This is a genomic window from Trichococcus patagoniensis (assembly GCF_003051085.1).
Taxonomy (GTDB): Bacteria; Bacillota; Bacilli; order Lactobacillales; family Aerococcaceae; genus Trichococcus; species Trichococcus patagoniensis.
The window spans coordinates 171,142-188,210 of the sequence record NZ_QAOM01000005.1; the positions used below are offsets into that span (position 1 = coordinate 171,142).

Here is a 17,069-nt window from a genome sequence, read left to right on the forward strand (position 1 = left end):
CTATCTTAAGGAGTGATTATATTGCGTAAACCGATTATTGCCGGTAACTGGAAAATGAACAAAACAGCTAAGGAAGCACAAGCATTCATCGAGGCTGTAAAAACTAAGGTTCCTGCTTTTGATAAAGTAGAAGCTGTTATTGGATCACCGGCTTTATTTTTAGAAAAAATGGTAGAAGCTACAGAGGGAACTGATTTGAAAGTTGCCGCGCAAAACTGTTACTTTGAAGAAGAGGGCGCCTTCACTGGTGAAATCAGCCCGAAAGCTTTAGGGGACTTAGGCGTCGACTACGTCATTATCGGACACTCTGAGAGACGTGAGTACTTCCACGAAACAGATGAAGACATCAATAAAAAAGCACATGCTATTTTACGTAATGGTATGACACCTATCGTTTGCTGTGGCGAAACGTTGGAACAACGTGAATCAGGCGTAACGAACGAGTGGGTATCAGGACAAATCACGGCTGCTTTGAAAGATTTGACTGCAGACCAAGTGGCTAACCTTGTTCTCGCTTATGAGCCAATCTGGGCAATCGGTACTGGCAAATCTTCTACTGCAAAAGATGCGAACGACACTTGCGGCGTAGTGCGCGCAACTGTTGCTACAATCTTCGGACAAGAAGTGGCTGACAAAGTCCGCGTTCAATACGGCGGCAGCGTTAAACCTGAAAACATTGCAGAATACATGGCTGAAGAACATATTGATGGCGCGTTGGTCGGTGGTGCTAGTTTAGTTCCTGATTCATTCTTAGCATTATTGGAGGCTATTAAATAATGAGTAAAACACCGGTAGCAATAATTATTTTAGACGGTTTCGGCTGGAGAAACGAAATGATGGGCAATGCGGTTAAGCTAGCTAAGAAACCGAACTTTGACCGTTATTGGAACAATTTTCCGCATGCAACGATGCTAGCTTCCGGATTTGCTGTTGGACTGCCTGAAGGCCAAATGGGTAATTCCGAAGTAGGGCATACAAACATTGGTGCCGGACGAGTTGTCTACCAAAGTTTGACCAGAATCGACAAAGCCATCATCGATGGCGAATTCTTGACGAACGAAGCGCTAGTCGGTGCTTACGATCACGCCAACGATAATGATTCTGCTTTGCACCTTTTCGGTCTGCTTTCTGACGGTGGTGTGCACAGTCATATCAACCATATCATTGCTTTGATCAAGAGCGCAAAAGAAAAAGGCGTCAAAAAACTTTATCTGCATGCTTTCCTTGATGGCCGCGACGTGGATCCACACGCTGCACCAGGCTATATCGAAACAGTGGAAAAAGCGATGGAAGAGATCGGACTTGGCGAAATCGCGACTGTTTCAGGTCGTTACTACGCTATGGACCGTGACAACCGTTGGGAACGTGTGGAATTGGCGTACAACGCAATCGCACACGGCGAAGGGGAAAAATTTGAATCTGCACAGGATGTTGTTAAAGCAAGCTATGCAGATAATAAAACAGATGAATTTGTATTGCCGTCCGTCATCGTCAAAGACGGCGAACCGATCGGAACTTTGAAAGATAATGATTCCATCATCTTCTTCAATTTCCGTCCGGACCGCGCAATCCAACTTTCAAATGCCTTCACTAACGAAGAGTGGACTCTATTCGACCGCAAAGAGCGCGCAACAAATGTGAAATTTGTGACGATGACTTCTTACCAAGATACTGTAATCGCGGAGATCGCCTTCAAGCCGATCCCGATGACAAACGTTCTGGGTGAAGTTCTGGCGCAACACAAACTTTCACAATTGCGTATCGCTGAAACCGAAAAATATCCGCATGTAACTTTCTTCATGAACGGCGGACGTCACGAGCCTTTCGAAGGCGAAGGACGCATCCTGATCCCTTCACCGAAAGTTGCAACCTATGATCTGAAACCTGAAATGAGCGCTTATGAAGTGGGCGAAGCATTAGTGAAAGAGATCAATGACGACAAATACGACGCCATCATCCTTAACTTTGCGAACCCTGACATGGTAGGCCATTCAGGTATGTTGGAACCTACAATCAAAGCAATCGAAGCAGTTGACGAGAACCTTGGAGCAGTCGTGGATGCACTCCTTGCAAAAGATGGTTATGCGATCATTTTTGCTGACCATGGAAACGCGGATACTATGTCCACTGAAGACGGACAACCGCATACTGCGCACACAACCGTGCCAGTTCCAGTGATCGTAACGAAAAAAGGCGTCACGTTGCGCACAGACGGCAAATTGGCCGATGTTGCTCCAACTATGCTTGATTTATTGAACGTAGAAAAACCAGCAGAAATGACAGGCGAATCGCTGATCGTTAAAGCGTAAGCAAAACGGTTCAGCTATTGCATAAAGTAAGAAAATTGTCTAAAATGATACTTGGTAACACAAGTAATTCAGCCAACTAAAAGGAGAGAAAACCATGCCATACATTACAGATATTTTAGCTAGAGAAGTACTAGATTCACGCGGTAACCCAACTATTGAAGTTGAAGTCTACACAGAGAGCGGCGCTTTCGGACGCGGAATGGTTCCATCAGGAGCTTCCACTGGCGAACACGAAGCAATCGAATTACGTGACGGAGACAAAGCGCGTTACCTTGGAAAAGGTGTTTTGAAAGCTGTAGAAAACGTAAATGACATCATTGCTGACGCTATCTTAGGTTTCGATGTACGTGACCAATTAGCTATCGACAAAACAATGATCGACTTAGATGGCACTCCTAACAAAGAAAAATTGGGCGCAAACGCAATCTTGGCAGTATCTATCGCAGTAGCTCGCGCTGCAGCAGATTACCTGGATATCCCATTGTACCAATACTTAGGCGGATTCAACGCTAAAACATTGCCAACTCCAATGATGAACATCATCAACGGCGGATCACATGCTGACAACAGCATCGACTTCCAAGAATTCATGATCATGCCAGTAGGCGCGCCTACTTTCAAAGAAGCTCTACGTATGGGTGCTGAAGTATTCCACGCGTTGGCTGCAATCTTGAAATCTAAAGGTTACTCTACTGCTGTAGGTGACGAGGGTGGATTCGCTCCTAACTTGGGTTCAAACGAAGAAGGTTTCGAAGTAATCATCGAAGCTATCGAAAAAGCTGGCTATGTACCTGGTAAAGACGTTGTTCTTGCTATGGATGCTGCTTCTTCAGAATTCTACAACAAAGAAAAAGGTGTTTACGACTTGGCTGATTCAGGCGAAGGCGAAAAGACTGTCGATGAAATGATCGAATTCTACGCTGACCTATGCAAAAAATACCCAATCATCTCCATCGAAGATGGCTTGGATGAAAATGACTGGGAAGGTACTAAGAAATTAACTGAAGTTTTAGGCGACAAAGTTCAAATCGTAGGTGACGACTTGTTCGTTACAAACACTGAAAAACTTTCTAAAGCTATCGAATTAGGCGTTGCTAACTCAATCCTGATCAAAGTTAACCAAATCGGTTCATTGACTGAAACTTTTGAAGCAATCGAAATGGCTAAAAAAGCTGGTTACACTGCAGTTGTTTCTCACCGTTCAGGCGAAACAGAAGATGCTACAATCGCTGACATCGCTGTTGCAACAAACGCTGGACAAATCAAAACGGGTTCATTGAGCCGTACTGACCGTATCGCTAAATACAACCAATTGTTACGCATCGAAGATCAATTAGGCGAATTGGCTGTATACGATGGCTTGAAATCTTTCTACAACCTAAAAAACAAATAATTTTAAATTGATTAACAGGAAGACAGCTGCTTGGAACACTGTCTTCACATAATTAACGTCTGGCAAAACCAGACGCGATAGAAAGTCCGGCGCTTGGAACGCCGGACTTTTTTTGTACTTTAAAGCAACAACGTTCGGTTTTGAGTCAAAAAAATTGTTTTGAGTTCCAATATCATCATATTTTGGAGGTTTGTTCCTAACATCCGCATGTAATTATTTTTGAAAAATGGGCATTTTCGCTTTCATTCGCCGCGGAATCTGCTATAATAAGATTAAATTATTATTAATAATTAATGAGGAAAATTGATAAGGGGGAGACAAAAGGATGAAAAGAGCAAGAAATTTTTCCGCTGGTCCAGCAATACTACCAGAATCAGTCTTAGAGAAAGTACAGAGTGAAATGCTATCCTACCGAGATAGTGGCATGTCAGTTATGGAGATGAGTCACCGCTCCTCCTTGTTCGAAGAGATCATTTCAGACGCAGAGCAATTATTAAGGGAATTGATGAATATCCCTGAAGGCTATAAAGTCTTGTTCTTGCAAGGTGGCGCAAGCCTGCAGTTCTCCATGATTCCGATGAATCTTGGAAAAGGCGGCAAAGTCGGTTACATCAACTCCGGATCATGGGCTAAGAAAGCCATCTCTGAAGCTAAAATCTTAAAAGTACCGAATATGGAAGTATTGGCTAGTTCCGAAGAGGATAATTTCACTTACATTCCTGAAATTCCGGAAACAGACGAAGCATACGATTACATCCACATCACAACAAACAACACAATCGAAGGAACGGCTTTCCAAACAATCCCTCGTTTCGTGAATGCACCGATCGTTGCCGATATGTCTTCCAACATTTTGTCCAACCGTTACGATGTCAATGACTTTGGTTTGATCTATGCTGGCGCACAAAAAAATATCGGGCCTGCAGGATTGACGATCGTGATCGTGAAAGAAGATCTGATCCAGACCGAGAATAAATTACCAAGCATGCTTGATTATCGTACACATATCAAAAATGATTCCTTATACAATACACCACCAAGCTTCTCCATCTATGTAGCAAAATTAGTCTTCGAATGGTTGAAGGATCTGGGCGGCGTGGAAGCTATGACGAAAATGAACGAAGAAAAAGCTGGCTTACTGTACCGCACAATCGAAGAATCAGACTTGTTCTCTTCCCCTGTTGCCATCAATTCCCGTTCATTGACGAATATCCCATTCGTTACCGGAAAAAAAGACTTGGATGCGAAGTTCGTCAAAGAAGCTACAGCATTAGGCTTCCTTAACTTGAAAGGCCACCGTTCCGTAGGCGGCATGCGCGCAAGTATCTACAATGCATTCCCTTATGAAGGCGTGAAAGAATTAACAGAATTTATGAAAGCTTTTGAAGCTAAAGAAGGGAAATTCAAATAATGTTCGAGATTAAAACTTACAATGCAATTGCCCCAGAAGGCTTAAATTTACTGAACGCAGATCAATTCGTCCTTAACTCAGGCGCAAATCCTGACGGCATCATCCTGCGCAGCGAAAAACTGCATGGCATGGAATTCCCTGAAAGCCTAAAAGGCATCGCTCGTGCCGGCGCCGGCGTCAACAATGTTCCGGTTGAAGAATGTTCCGAAGCAGGCGTGGTTGTCTTCAATACGCCTGGTGCGAATGCCAATGCGGTTAAAGAACTTGTTTTGGCTGCTATGATCATGGCTGCACGTCCGATCAAAGAAGGAATGGAATGGGTCCAAACATTAAGCGGTGACGATGTCGAGAAGCAAGTCGAAAAAGGCAAAAGCCAATTCGCAGGGACAGAAATCTCCGGAAAAACATTGGGTGTCATCGGCTTGGGTGCTATCGGCGCGATGTTGGCCAATGACGGATTCCGTTTAGGCATGGAAGTCATCGGTTATGACCCATATGTTTCTGTGGAAACAGCATGGAACATCAACCGTCGTGTCCAAAAAGCCTCTTCAATCGCTGAAGTACTGGCAAAAGCAGACTACATTTCCATTCACGTACCAGTCAATGCCGAAACAAAAGGCATGGTTGATGCAGCCTTCTTGGCTCAAATGAAAGAAAATGCTGTTCTTTTGAACTTTGCCCGCGGCGAATTGGTCAACACGGCTGATATGCTGGCAGCATTGAAAGAAAAGAGCATCCGCAAATACGTAACGGATTTCGCTGATGAAGCTTTGCTTCACAACGATGCTATCATTGTTTTGCCTCACTTAGGAGCTTCTACAGAAGAAGCTGAAGTGAATTGCGCAATCATGGCAGCCCAAACATTGAAATACTTCTTGGAAACAGGGAACATCGTGAATTCCGTGAACTTCCCGGGAGTCGATATCGCGATGCAATCACCGATCCGTTTGACGATCATCAACAAGAACATCCCGAACATGGTCGGCCAAATTTCTTCTGGTTTGGCTAAGTACTTCATCAACATCGAAGATATCCTGAACCGCAGCCGTGGCAATTATGCCTACACTGTAATCGATATCGCCGAAACAGATCAAGCAATACTGGATGAAGTTGTCGAAAATTTCAAAAAAATCGACGGCATCGTAAACGTCCGCATCATCAGAAAATAGAGTGTGATGGTTCGCGGGAGGGGATGAGCACTAAGAGGACTAACCCAAAGAGGACGTTTTTTGTCCTTGTGGGTTAGTCAACTTAGGCGGAGTCCCCTGCGAACCAGAACACGTTTACAGAGTGTGGTATCCCAATAAAAAAGCACACCCCAAGCGTCCAGACAGTTCCCTCGTAAAGAGGTGAGCGGGTCCGGGCGCTTTTCTTTTCTGAAATTGCTAGCAAAACCATATAGTTTGTGCTAAAGTTAGTAGTAGAAAATTATTATAGGGAGGTCCATCCTTTGTCATTATACGATGTACTATTAACGGCCCTGTTGGTTGTTTCTGTGCTGTTGATCATTGTTGTGCTGATGCAGCCATCAAAAACAAACGCAGCCAGCACACTTACAGGTGGAGCGGAGCAATTATTCGGTAAACAAAAGGCAAGAGGTTTTGAAGCGGTGTTGCGTCAGATCACAGTCGTTCTCGGAGCACTGTTCATCCTGATCGCCCTGGCTTTAACCTATCTATCCTCAAATTGATTTTGCAGGCAGAGACCAACTATCCGGTTTCTGCTTTTTTTAGTTAAAGAATTCGAACAGACCAAAATTACCGATGAGGACCGGTTCACCGGTAATTTCTGAATCGAACAGACCGGAATTCCCGACGAGGACCGGTTCACCGGGAATTTCTGAATCGAACAGACCAAAATTCCCGACGAGGACCGGTTCACCGGTAATTTCTGAATCGAACAGACCAAAATTCCCGACGAGGGCCGGTTCACCGGGAATTTCTGAATCGAACAGACCGGAATTCCCGACGAGGGCCGGTTCACCGGGAATTTCTGAATCGAACAGACCGGAATTCCCAACGAGGGCCGGTTCACCGGTAATTTTCGGAGCGGGAACGGACTTGGCCAAAATGTTTTTCCGGTGGTCAAAATTATTTATAGTCAGATTGGATATATTAGGAAAAAAGCTGTAAATACAGTAAAATGAAGATGAACGAGTTGGGAGGAATATTATGAAAGCAATCAATTTACCAGAACCCTTTTTCTTCGAAGCTGGCCCGCGCGCCGTCCTTTTGCTGCATGCCTACACAGGCAGCGCAAATGATGTGCGTTTGTTGGGACGCTTTTTGGAACGGAACGGGTATACTGTATATGCACCGAATTTTACGGGACATGCGACCGGCCGTTTTGAGGATATCCTTGATTTGGGAGGGCCTGATGTCTGGTTGTCTGATGCGATGCGCGCAAAAGAAGAGCTGCTGGAAAAGGGCTATGATCAGCTTGCCGTATTCGGGTTGTCAATGGGTGGCATCATGGCGACCAGGGCCATCGAAACGGGCGGATTCATAGGCGGAGGCTCCTTCAATTCACCGATCATCAGTTTTGAGGAATCGCGGGTGCCGATCAGTTTTATGCATTTCGCCAAGATGTCGAAAAAGAAACTCGGCATGGCAAATTTGGAAATCGAGCATGAATTGGCATTGATGAAGCCTAAATTGAATGCCCAGCTTGCCCAATTGGATGAGTTTACGGAACTGATCAAAGCGAATCTGGCCGAAATCGCCGTTCCCTATTACATCGCGCAGTCCGGCAGGGATGAATTGATCAGCGCCGACTGTGGAAAATTATTGGCGGATCGCCTCGTGGACGCTGAAGTGGATTATCATTTCTTCCCGGAAGCAACGCATGTCATCACCGTGGGGAAAGACAGAAACGTATTCGAAGAAACAGTCTTGGCATTTTTGAACCGACTAAATTGGAATGAGGGATAAGTATGAGAAAGATAGATCAGATCCAAATTGACGTTCTTGCCTATTTTCAGGAGCATGCCGCAAAGAGCATGACGTTGAAGGAAGTAAGTGAAGCGTTGGGCTACACGGAATCCGAAGAATTCAAAGCATTGGTCAAAGTATTTGCACAGTTGGAAGAAAGAGGCATCCTGTTGCTGAACAAGACCGGACAATTCCGTCTGAAGGTGCAAGGCGCCACTTTGACAGGTACTTTCCGCAGCAATGACCGCGGCTTCGGCTTTGTGACGGTCGATCCGAACGAGAGTGACCTTTTTGTCCCGCGCGGCAAAACCGGAAGCGCGATGGACGGCGATACCGTCGAGTTGAAGATCACCCGCGAGGCGGAGCCTTGGAATGACAAAGGAGTCGAAGCCGAGGTAACGGCTGTTCTGACGCGTAAATCGAATCAGGTAGTAGGCGAATTTGTTCCTTACGATTCCGATCGCCGTGAAGAGACCGGTTTCTTGGGATTCGTTGTTCCGCGGGATACGAAAATCAACAGTATCGTTGTCTACATCAAACCGGAAGGCATCCATCCTGTTGAAGGCAGTGTCTGTCTGGTGGAAATCACCAGCTATCCGACACCGCAGAATCCAGTCAAGATGGAAGGGATGGTCACGAAAGAAATTGGCCACAAGGATGCACCGGGCGTCGATATTCTTGCCATTCTTTATAAGTTCGGCATTCCTTCCGAATTCCCGGAAGATGTGTTGGCCCAGGCTGAAAGCATTCCTTTGGAGATTCCGGCAGAGGCGTTGGAAGGCAGACGGGATTTGCGTTCGGAACAGATCGTCACGATCGATGGCGCTGATGCCAAAGACTTGGATGATGCGATTTCCCTGAAACGACTCGATAATGGCAATTATCTGCTGGGCGTGCATATCGCGGATGTTTCCTATTATGTGACAGAGAATTCCCCGATCGATCGCGAAGCCTATGAACGCGGCACCAGCGTCTATTTGACGGACCGGGTCGTGCCGATGTTGCCTCAGAAATTATCCAACGGCATCTGTTCGTTGTTGCCGCATGAAGACCGTTTGACGCTGTCTTGTGAAATGGAATTGGATGCGGATGGGGAAGTGGTTGCCTATGATATTTTCCCGAGCATCATCGAATCCAAACAACGGATGACCTATTCAGATGTCAATGCGATTTTGACGGACCACGACAAGAAACTGCGCGAAAAATACAGCGATTTCGTGTCGATGTTCGAGGAAATGGGCATCCTGCATGAGATCCTCCTGAAGAAACGCCAAAAACGCGGCGCCATCGATTTCGAATCCGATGAAGCGAAAATCATTGTGGATGAGAATGGGCACCCGTTGGACATTTATGTGACGGATCGTGGTGTCGGGGAGCGCCTGATCGAATCCTTCATGTTGAGCGCGAATGAAACAATCGCCCATCATTTCACGAAGGCAAATCTGCCTTTCATCTACCGGATCCATGATCAACCGGACCCGACTAAAATGATGCGCTTCCTTGAATTCGTGACGACATTCGGTATTCTGGTGAGCGGCACGCATGAAAACATCAAGCCGAAGCAATTGCAGGCCGTTTTGGCGAAAGTCAAGGACGAACCATACGAAGCCGTTGTTTCGACCACGCTGTTGCGCAGCATGCAGCAAGCGAAGTATGACGCTGTACCGGTCGGCCACTATGGCTTGGCTGCGAAAGATTATACCCATTTCACTTCACCGATCAGAAGATATCCCGATTTGATCGTCCACCGCCTGATCCGCACGTATGGAAAAGGCATCGTCGAGCCCAAAGTGGTTGAGAAATGGAAAGGCCAATTGCCTGATATCGCCGTTCAGAGTTCGCAGATGGAACGCCGCTCGGTTGATGCGGAACGCGAAACCGAATCGCTCAAGAAGGCAGAGTTCATGATGGACAAAATCGGTCAAGAGTTCGAGGGCGTCATCAGCTCCGTCACGAAATTCGGCATCTTTGTACAGTTGCCTAACACAGTAGAGGGTCTCGTGCACATCTCGAAAATGACTGAAGATTATTTCAACTATATCGAAAGCCATCTGCTTCTGATGGGTGAGCGCACCGGTGTCATCTATCGTATCGGCCAAAAGGTCAAAATAAAAGTAGAAAATTCGGATCCTGTCACGCGCGCTATCGATTTCTCGCTGGTCATCGACAAGGAAAAGACCCAGAGCCAGAGCGACCTGGATCTGGTCAAGCAGATCCGCTCGAAGATTCCGAAGGGCAAAAAACGGAAACCGGGCCAATCCGATCGCGACAGCGGACCGCGCAAAAAGACCGAAAAAGGAAAAGAGCCGTTCTATTCCCGTCCAGGCAAAAAAGCCAAAGGGAAAAAGGAAAGAGGCAAAAAGAAGTAAGCTAACGAAATGAAGGTGTCCGACTATGCCAAAAGGCGAAGGAAAAGTTTTAGCGCAGAACAGAAAAGCCAGCCATGATTACATCATCCTCGACACGATAGAAGCCGGGATGGTGCTGACGGGAACGGAAATCAAATCCGTCCGCAAAGCGAAAATCAACCTGAAGGACGGCTACGCAAGCATCCGGAACGGGGAAGTATTCCTGCAGAATGTGCATATCAGCCCTTTCGAACAGGGCAATATCTTCAACCATGATCCGCTGCGCACAAGGAAATTATTGCTGCATAAGAAGCAGATCAAGTACCTGATCGAGGAGACGAAGACGACCGGTGTTACATTGGTACCATTGCGAGTCTACCTCAAGAATGGTGTCGCGAAAGTGCTCATCGGACTCGCAAAAGGGAAGAAGAGCTACGACAAGCGTGATGCATTGAAGCAGAAAGATATGAAGCGCGAAATCGACAGAGCGATGAAAGAAAGATAAATATTAACTTGCGCAAAAAACGCGCCTGCATTCCTGATGGAGTGCAGGCGCGTTTTTGGGGTTTTGGCGTCTGGCGGTAGGTTAACGGTTAACGGCAGCTCCGGTGAAGTCGCCCTTCGCCGGAGGAGACCGGCGAAATCCACATCCACCTCCGACGAGGCATGCTTCGCCGGAGGAACGGAACCCGTTACCGTTGTCAGCTCCTGTCAGACTGCCGCTCACCGGAGAAGGCCCCCCTCGGCTTGACCGAAGCAAGCCAACGCGGGTGTACATAGTCTAAGTTGTGACTAATTGTGTAACTTTTGCATCTTGTCTATCATTTTTTTTTAATTCAAGCTATGATAGAAGTAATCATCTTGTCACAAAAAATAAAGATAATCCTGTGAGCAGCGTTTGTCTTACGGGGTTCCGTTCTGAGTGAATTGAAAAAAGTAGGGGTGTAATTGTAATGATAACGAAAGACAAGTATCTTCGATTGCTGGCAAAAGAATATCCGACAGCAGCAAAAACAGTAACCGAAATCATCAACTTGGAAGCCATCATGAACTTGCCGAAAGCAACCGAGCACTTCATCAGCGACTTGCATGGGGAATATGACGCTGTGCAACATGTACTCAGGAATGGATCCGGAAACGTCAAAGAAAAGATCCGCGAGATTTTTCAAGGGAGATTGAGCACCCGCGAGATGAACCAGCTTGCGACGATCGTCTACTACCCGGAAGACAAAATCGATATGATCGTGGACAGCCTGGATTCCGAAGAGGAAATCAATGAATTCTACTCATTGACCTTGTTGCGCATCACGGAACTTTGCGCGTTCACTGTTTCAAAATACACGCGCTCGAAAGTCAGAAAAGCGATCCCGGCCGACTATGCTTATATCATCGAGGAGCTGCTCTTCAAAGACACAATCATGACCAACAAAGAGGATTATTACGAAAAGATCATCAAAACCGTCATCTCCTTGGACCGCGCTACGGAATTGATCGCCGCCATTTCGCATGTCATCCAACGTCTGGTAGTCGATCACCTGCATATCGTCGGGGATATCTACGACAGAGGTCCGTTTCCGGACAAAATCATCGACACCTTCATGGATGGACACGAGCTGGATATCCAATGGGGCAACCATGATGTCCTCTGGATGGGCGCCGCGAGCGGCTCGGCAGCCTGTATGGCCAACGTCATCCGTATCAGTGCCCGCTACAACAACCTTGAGATCATCGAGGATGCTTATGGGATCTCTTTGCGTCCGCTGATTACGTTCGCGGAAATGATCTACAAAGAGGACCGCTACGAACCGTTCATGCCGAAAATCAACACCGAAGACGAAAGTAAAATCTTCCCGGAAGAGATCCGTCAGATTGCCAAAATGAACCAAGCCATTTCGATCATCCAATTCAAGCTCGAAGGTGAAATCATCAGACGCCATCCGGAATTTGACATGGCTGACCGCTTGTCGTTGAACTTCATCGATTATGAGAAGGGAACGGTAACGTTGGAAGGTAAGGAATATCCCTTGCTTTGCGATTATTTTCCGACCGTAGATCCCTCAGATCCTTACCGCTTGACCGAGGAGGAAAAGCTGGTTGTCGAAAGGCTCCTGACAGGGTTCCTGAATTCGGAAAGACTGCAGAAGCATGTCCAATTCCTTTTCAGCAAAGGCAGTCTGTATTTGAGCTACAACGACAATCTCTTGTTCCACGGCTGTGTGCCGCTGAATCCGGACGGCAGCTTCATGGAGATGGCAATCGCTAACGTCAAGTACCGCGGCAAAGCCCTCCTGGACAAATACGAAGAAGTGTTGCGCAGAGGCTATCTGAACCGCGAAGCGGCCAAACACAATACCCGCAGCCTGGATTTGATCTGGTATCTGTGGGAAGGCAAAGCGTCGTCCCTGTTCGGCAAGGATAAGATGACGACATTCGAGCGCCTTTATTGTGCCGACAAAGAAACCCATGTCGAGAAGAAGAATTTGTATTACGAGCAACGCGATAATGTGGAACTATCCTACAAAATATTGAAGGAATTCGGCCTGGACCCAACTAAAGGCCATATCATCAATGGCCATACGCCCGTCCAAGAAAAGATCGGCGAGAATCCTTTGAAGGCGGACGGCAAACTGATCGTCATCGACGGGGGCTTCTCGAAAGCCTACCAGAATACGACAGGGCTGGCCGGCTATACACTGCTGTACAACTCCTTCGGGATGCAGCTGGTTTCGCATCAGCCATTCACATCCCGACAGGATGCCATCGAGAACGAAAAGGATATCGTTTCGACCCGACGCATCGTCGACAAGGAATTGGAGCGCAAAACAGTAAGGCAGACGGATGTCGGCAAGAAGCTGACCCAACAAGTCATCGACCTGCAGCAACTGCTGCGCGCCTACAAATCCGGCGAAATTGTGGAAGATCTGCTCAGCGACAAATAGTTGCATGAAAATAGATGCAATCAGCCGCCGGAATTGTTAAGATAAGAGAAGGAAAGCAAGTATCCTAATGCGAAAGTAGCTTGAGAGAGGCGGGTTAACCTTGAAAAAGGGAGTAACGTTTTATTTTATGCGACACGGAGAAACTTATCTTAATAAATACAATCGGATGCAAGGCTGGTCCGACACACCATTGACGCCCAGAGGCAGACGCGACGTCATGAGAAGCGGAGCAGGATTGGGCGATGTCAAGTTCGATGCGGTCTACTGCAGCGACTTGAGGCGGACATTTGAAACTGCACAGATCATTTTGAAAGAAAACCAGCATGCCGATCACTTGAAAGTAGTAGCGATGCCTGAATTCAGAGAGATATTCTTTGGCTCTTTTGAAGGACTGGATGCGAGTGAAACCTGGGGAAACCTGAATAAATTTCTGGGAAGCGCGAATGGTGAGCCGAATTATGATGCCCACCGCTCGGTCATCGAAGAGCTGAACGGATTGAAAGAAATGGATCCTTACCACGAAGCCGAAGATTACATGACTTTCTGGCTACGCGTCGAACGCGGCTTGATCAAACTGATCAGGGAGCACCGTGATTCCGAAAGAAACATTCTGATTGTTTCCCACGGGATGACGATCCGCAACATGATCCATGCCGTCATTCCTGATTTCTCGATCGACCGCCATCTGGATAATGCCAGCATTTCGGTCGTCCGCTATGAGGATGGCTTCTATCACTTGGACCTCTACAACGGCACCGACCATTTTGTCGATGACTTCACGCCTGGCGATGAGCAGGAACCGGAAGTCCATAAAGTGACGCCTGCCGATAAAGTCGAAGAGGATGTCAAATAAATTGTGCATAATGCCCTTGGAACAAAACCTTTTGTTTCCAAGGGTTTTTCTGTATTTTAGAGTCAGAAACAATTAAAAATCACATCTTTTTTTCCTTTTTGGGAAATATTTATTGAAAAATTTATCCATATAGTCTAAAATTAACGTAATCCACAATGCTGTACGGGATACAGTGTGGCTAGAACGTCTTTAAATTAGCACAGCGAGGCTAACAAGGCATGTGAAACGATTAATGTAAACAACCGTTGAAACACGCCCAATAACAGGTGTGTTTTTTTTTACATTTTCCTATTTTTCATGCAAGTGAGGTACGGACCTTGTCAATCAGAAATCAGGAGGAACAATATGAAACAACGTAGATTTTTAGTTTTAGAAGATGGCAGCTGCTATCCAGGATATGCTTTCGGATCAGAAAAGGATGCAATCGGGGAGATCGTATTCAACACAGGGATGACAGGTTACCAAGAAACGCTGTCTGACCCTTCCTACACGGGCCAGATCATCACTTTCACGTATCCGTTGATCGGTAACTACGGCATCAACGTAGACGACTATGAAGGCGTGCTTCCGGGCTTGAAAGGGATGGTCGTGCATGAAGTGGCGGAACATCCAAGCAACTTCCGCTCCACCAAAACATTGGATGAAGCTTTGAAGGACTTTGATGTACCAGGAATCTACGGCGTGGACACACGCAGCATCACCAAAAAAATCCGTAACGCCGGCGTTATGCGCGGCACAATGGTAAGCAATGCGGACAACTTGGATGCGATTGTTGCATCATTGAAAGCCTACGAATTACCGGTTGACGAAATCCAATTGAATTCAATAAAAGAAATCAAAAAATTTGCGGGTGAAGGTCCACGCGTCGTCTTGCTTGACTTCGGTTTCAAAGACAACATCCTTGCAGAATTATTGAAAAGAGGCTGCGAAGTCATTCTGGCTCCTTGGAACACAAGCGCAGACGAAATTTTAACGTTCAATCCAGACGGTATCATGTTGAGTAACGGACCTGGAGATCCGACATCTGTTCCGGAAGCAATCGAAACGATCAAACAATTGATTGCGCAGGAAAACCTGCCGATGTTCGGTATTTGCTTAGGCCACCAGCTGATCTCATTAGCCGGCGGTGCGACAACCTACAAAATGAAATTCGGTCACCGTGGCGCAAATCATCCGGTGAAGGATCTTGCAACCGGAAAAATCAGCCTGACGAGCCAAAATCATGGCTATGCCGTGGATGAAGACAGCCTGAGCCAAACTGACTTGGTCGCAACTCACAGCGCCCTGAACGACGGCACAAACGAAGGCGTAAAACACAAAACCAAACCGGTATTCTCGGTTCAATACCATCCGGAAGCAGCGCCCGGACCGCACGATGCAAATTACTTGTTCGATCATTTTGTAGATATGATGAAAGCAGTCCAAGGAGGAAAACAACATGCCTAAACGTACCGACATTCAATCCATCTTAGTGATCGGCTCAGGCCCCATCATCATCGGCCAAGCCGCTGAATTTGACTATGCCGGAACGCAAGCATGCTTGGCTTTAAGAGAAGAAGGATACAAAGTCATTTTGGTCAACTCCAACCCAGCCACAATCATGACGGACGTTGAGATCGCTGATAAAGTCTACATGGAGCCACTCACTGTAGAATTCATCACGAACATCATCCGCAAAGAGCGCCCGGATGCCCTATTGCCGACATTGGGCGGCCAGACCGGTCTGAATATGGCGGTGGAACTGGATAAAGCAGGCGTATTGGAAGAATTCAATGTCGAGCTGTTGGGAACAAAATTGAGTTCCATCCAACAAGCCGAAGACCGTGATCTGTTCCGCCAATTGATGGCGGAATTGAATCAGCCGGTTCCGGAAAGCGACATCGTCCATACTGTGGACGAAGCGCTTCTCTTCGCAGCGGAAATCGGGTATCCCTTGATTGTCCGTCCCGCCTTCACAATGGGCGGCACCGGCGGCGGCATCTGTCACAATGAAGCTGACCTACGTGAAATCGTGGCCAACGGTTTGCGCTACTCACCAGTGACGCAATGTCTGTTGGAAAAATCCATCGCCGGCTTCAAGGAAATCGAATATGAAGTGATGCGCGACAGCAACGACAACGCGATTGTGGTCTGCAACATGGAAAACATCGATCCGGTCGGCGTCCACACAGGCGATTCCATCGTCGTGGCGCCTTCCCAAACTTTGTCCGATAAAGAATACCAAATGTTGCGCGATGTCTCCCTACAGATCATCCGCGCCCTGAAAATCGAAGGCGGCTGCAATGTCCAGTTGGCATTGGATCCGTACTCGTTCGACTACTACATCATCGAAGTGAACCCGCGCGTCAGCCGTTCTTCGGCTTTGGCGAGTAAAGCGACCGGTTATCCGATCGCTAAGATGGCGGCGAAGATCGCTGTCGGCTTGACCTTGGATGAAATGAAGAACCCGGTCACGGGCACGTCTTACGCGGCTTTCGAGCCGGCTTTGGACTACATCGTGTCCAAAATCCCGCGTTTCCCGTTCGATAAATTCGAAAAGGGCGACCGCACCCTCGGCACGCAGATGAAAGCGACAGGGGAAGTCATGGCCATGGGCCATACGTTCGAGGAATCGATGCTGAAAGCCGTCCGTTCTTTGGAATACGGCGTCAACCATCTGGCATTGCCGAAAGACCAAGGCCAGACCGTGACGATGGCAGAAATCGAACAGAACATCCGTGTTGCATGCGATGAACGTCTTTTCTACCTGGGCGAAGCGCTGCGCCGCGGCGTGACTCCGGAAACAATCCACGAATGGAGCGAAATCGACTACTTCTTCCTGTACAAATTCAAGCACATCATCGACCTTGAAAAAGAAGTGGCTGCAAACGTGAAAGACCTGGAAAC

Annotated in this window: 14 protein-coding genes; 13 read left to right on the forward strand and 1 reads right to left on the reverse strand. The window is 47.1% G+C overall.

The genetic code is table 11. The features are described from left to right. The first annotated feature begins 21 nt into the window (after positions 1-21). The 6 genes from tpiA (at position 22) to secG (ending at position 6,803) form a co-directional block, all read left to right on the forward strand. Entirely contained in the window at positions 22-777 is a 756-nt protein-coding gene (gene tpiA / locus C8U37_RS04800) for a triose-phosphate isomerase (RefSeq protein WP_108032125.1), read from the forward strand. Beyond that, on the forward strand, positions 777-2,309 hold the full coding sequence (gene gpmI, locus C8U37_RS04805; protein ID WP_108032126.1) for a 2,3-bisphosphoglycerate-independent phosphoglycerate mutase: 1,533 nt from the start codon (positions 777-779) through the stop codon (positions 2,307-2,309). Before tpiA ends, gpmI begins: the two co-directional genes overlap by 1 nt. Positions 2,310-2,403: 94 nt before the next feature. Further along, a complete protein-coding gene (gene eno / locus C8U37_RS04810) occupies positions 2,404-3,702 on the forward strand; it encodes a phosphopyruvate hydratase (RefSeq protein WP_106450750.1) in 1,299 nt (432 codons plus the stop codon). A gap of 325 nt (positions 3,703-4,027) precedes the next feature. Continuing rightward, positions 4,028-5,113, forward strand: coding sequence for a 3-phosphoserine/phosphohydroxythreonine transaminase (gene serC / locus C8U37_RS04815; RefSeq protein WP_108032127.1), 1,086 nt, complete (start codon positions 4,028-4,030; stop codon positions 5,111-5,113). Next, entirely contained in the window at positions 5,113-6,282 is a 1,170-nt protein-coding gene (locus C8U37_RS04820) for a phosphoglycerate dehydrogenase (protein WP_108032128.1), read from the forward strand. The genes serC and C8U37_RS04820 overlap by 1 nt, the downstream gene beginning before the upstream one ends. A gap of 281 nt (positions 6,283-6,563) precedes the next feature. Continuing rightward, positions 6,564-6,803, forward strand: coding sequence for a preprotein translocase subunit SecG (secG, locus tag C8U37_RS04825; protein WP_068561081.1), 240 nt, complete (start codon positions 6,564-6,566; stop codon positions 6,801-6,803). 39 nt (positions 6,804-6,842) lie between these two features. On the opposite strand, the gene C8U37_RS04830 is transcribed toward secG, so the two are convergent. Next, positions 6,843-7,181: a hypothetical protein gene (locus C8U37_RS04830; RefSeq protein ID WP_108032129.1), complete on the reverse strand. Its 339-nt coding sequence runs from the start codon at positions 7,179-7,181 to the stop codon at positions 6,843-6,845. Between the two features lie 103 nt (positions 7,182-7,284). Here C8U37_RS04830 and C8U37_RS04835 point away from each other — a divergent pair, with 103 nt between their 5' ends. The 7 genes from C8U37_RS04835 to carB form a co-directional block, all read left to right on the forward strand. After that, positions 7,285-8,043 carry an alpha/beta hydrolase gene (locus C8U37_RS04835; protein ID WP_108032130.1) on the forward strand — a complete coding sequence of 253 codons (759 nt, stop codon included), beginning with the start codon at positions 7,285-7,287 and terminating at the stop codon, positions 8,041-8,043. A gap of 2 nt (positions 8,044-8,045) precedes the next feature. After that, positions 8,046-10,412, forward strand: a complete 2,367-nt coding sequence (gene rnr, locus C8U37_RS04840) for a ribonuclease R (protein WP_108032131.1) — start codon at positions 8,046-8,048, stop codon at positions 10,410-10,412. Positions 10,413-10,437: 25 nt separating this feature from the next. Then, complete coding sequence (gene smpB / locus C8U37_RS04845; RefSeq protein ID WP_086627473.1) at positions 10,438-10,896, forward strand: SsrA-binding protein SmpB; 459 nt, start codon at positions 10,438-10,440, stop codon at positions 10,894-10,896. Between the two features lie 448 nt (positions 10,897-11,344). After that, on the forward strand, positions 11,345-13,330 hold the full coding sequence (locus C8U37_RS04850) for a fructose-1,6-bisphosphatase (RefSeq protein WP_108032132.1): 1,986 nt from the start codon (positions 11,345-11,347) through the stop codon (positions 13,328-13,330). A gap of 127 nt (positions 13,331-13,457) precedes the next feature. After that, positions 13,458-14,183, forward strand: coding sequence for a histidine phosphatase family protein (locus tag C8U37_RS04855; protein ID WP_342749369.1), 726 nt, complete (start codon positions 13,458-13,460; stop codon positions 14,181-14,183). A gap of 345 nt (positions 14,184-14,528) precedes the next feature. Beyond that, positions 14,529-15,629 (forward strand): glutamine-hydrolyzing carbamoyl-phosphate synthase small subunit, encoded by a 1,101-nt coding sequence (gene carA / locus C8U37_RS04860; protein WP_108032134.1) that lies wholly within the window; start codon positions 14,529-14,531, stop codon positions 15,627-15,629. Next, positions 15,622-17,069: carbamoyl-phosphate synthase large subunit (gene carB, locus C8U37_RS04865; protein WP_146161809.1), on the forward strand; the 1,448-nt coding region annotated here is incomplete at its 3' end. The genes carA and carB, both read left to right, overlap by 8 nt.

Bases quoted from the DNA above. Each gene is read 5' to 3' on its own strand.
- C8U37_RS04820 (WP_108032128.1), top strand. From the start codon at position 5,113: ATGTTCGAGATTAAAACTTACAATGCAATTGCCCCAGAAGGCTTAAAT.
- rnr (WP_108032131.1), top strand. From the start codon at position 8,046: ATGAGAAAGATAGATCAGATCCAAATTGACGTTCTTGCCTATTTTCAG.
- gpmI (WP_108032126.1), top strand. From the start codon at position 777: ATGAGTAAAACACCGGTAGCAATAATTATTTTAGACGGTTTCGGCTGG.
- C8U37_RS04835 (WP_108032130.1), top strand. From the start codon at position 7,285: ATGAAAGCAATCAATTTACCAGAACCCTTTTTCTTCGAAGCTGGCCCG.
- C8U37_RS04855 (WP_342749369.1), top strand. From the start codon at position 13,458: ATGCGACACGGAGAAACTTATCTTAATAAATACAATCGGATGCAAGGC.
- C8U37_RS04850 (WP_108032132.1), top strand. From the start codon at position 11,345: ATGATAACGAAAGACAAGTATCTTCGATTGCTGGCAAAAGAATATCCG.
- serC (WP_108032127.1), top strand. From the start codon at position 4,028: ATGAAAAGAGCAAGAAATTTTTCCGCTGGTCCAGCAATACTACCAGAA.
- carA (WP_108032134.1), top strand. From the start codon at position 14,529: ATGAAACAACGTAGATTTTTAGTTTTAGAAGATGGCAGCTGCTATCCA.
- smpB (WP_086627473.1), top strand. From the start codon at position 10,438: ATGCCAAAAGGCGAAGGAAAAGTTTTAGCGCAGAACAGAAAAGCCAGC.
- eno (WP_106450750.1), top strand. From the start codon at position 2,404: ATGCCATACATTACAGATATTTTAGCTAGAGAAGTACTAGATTCACGC.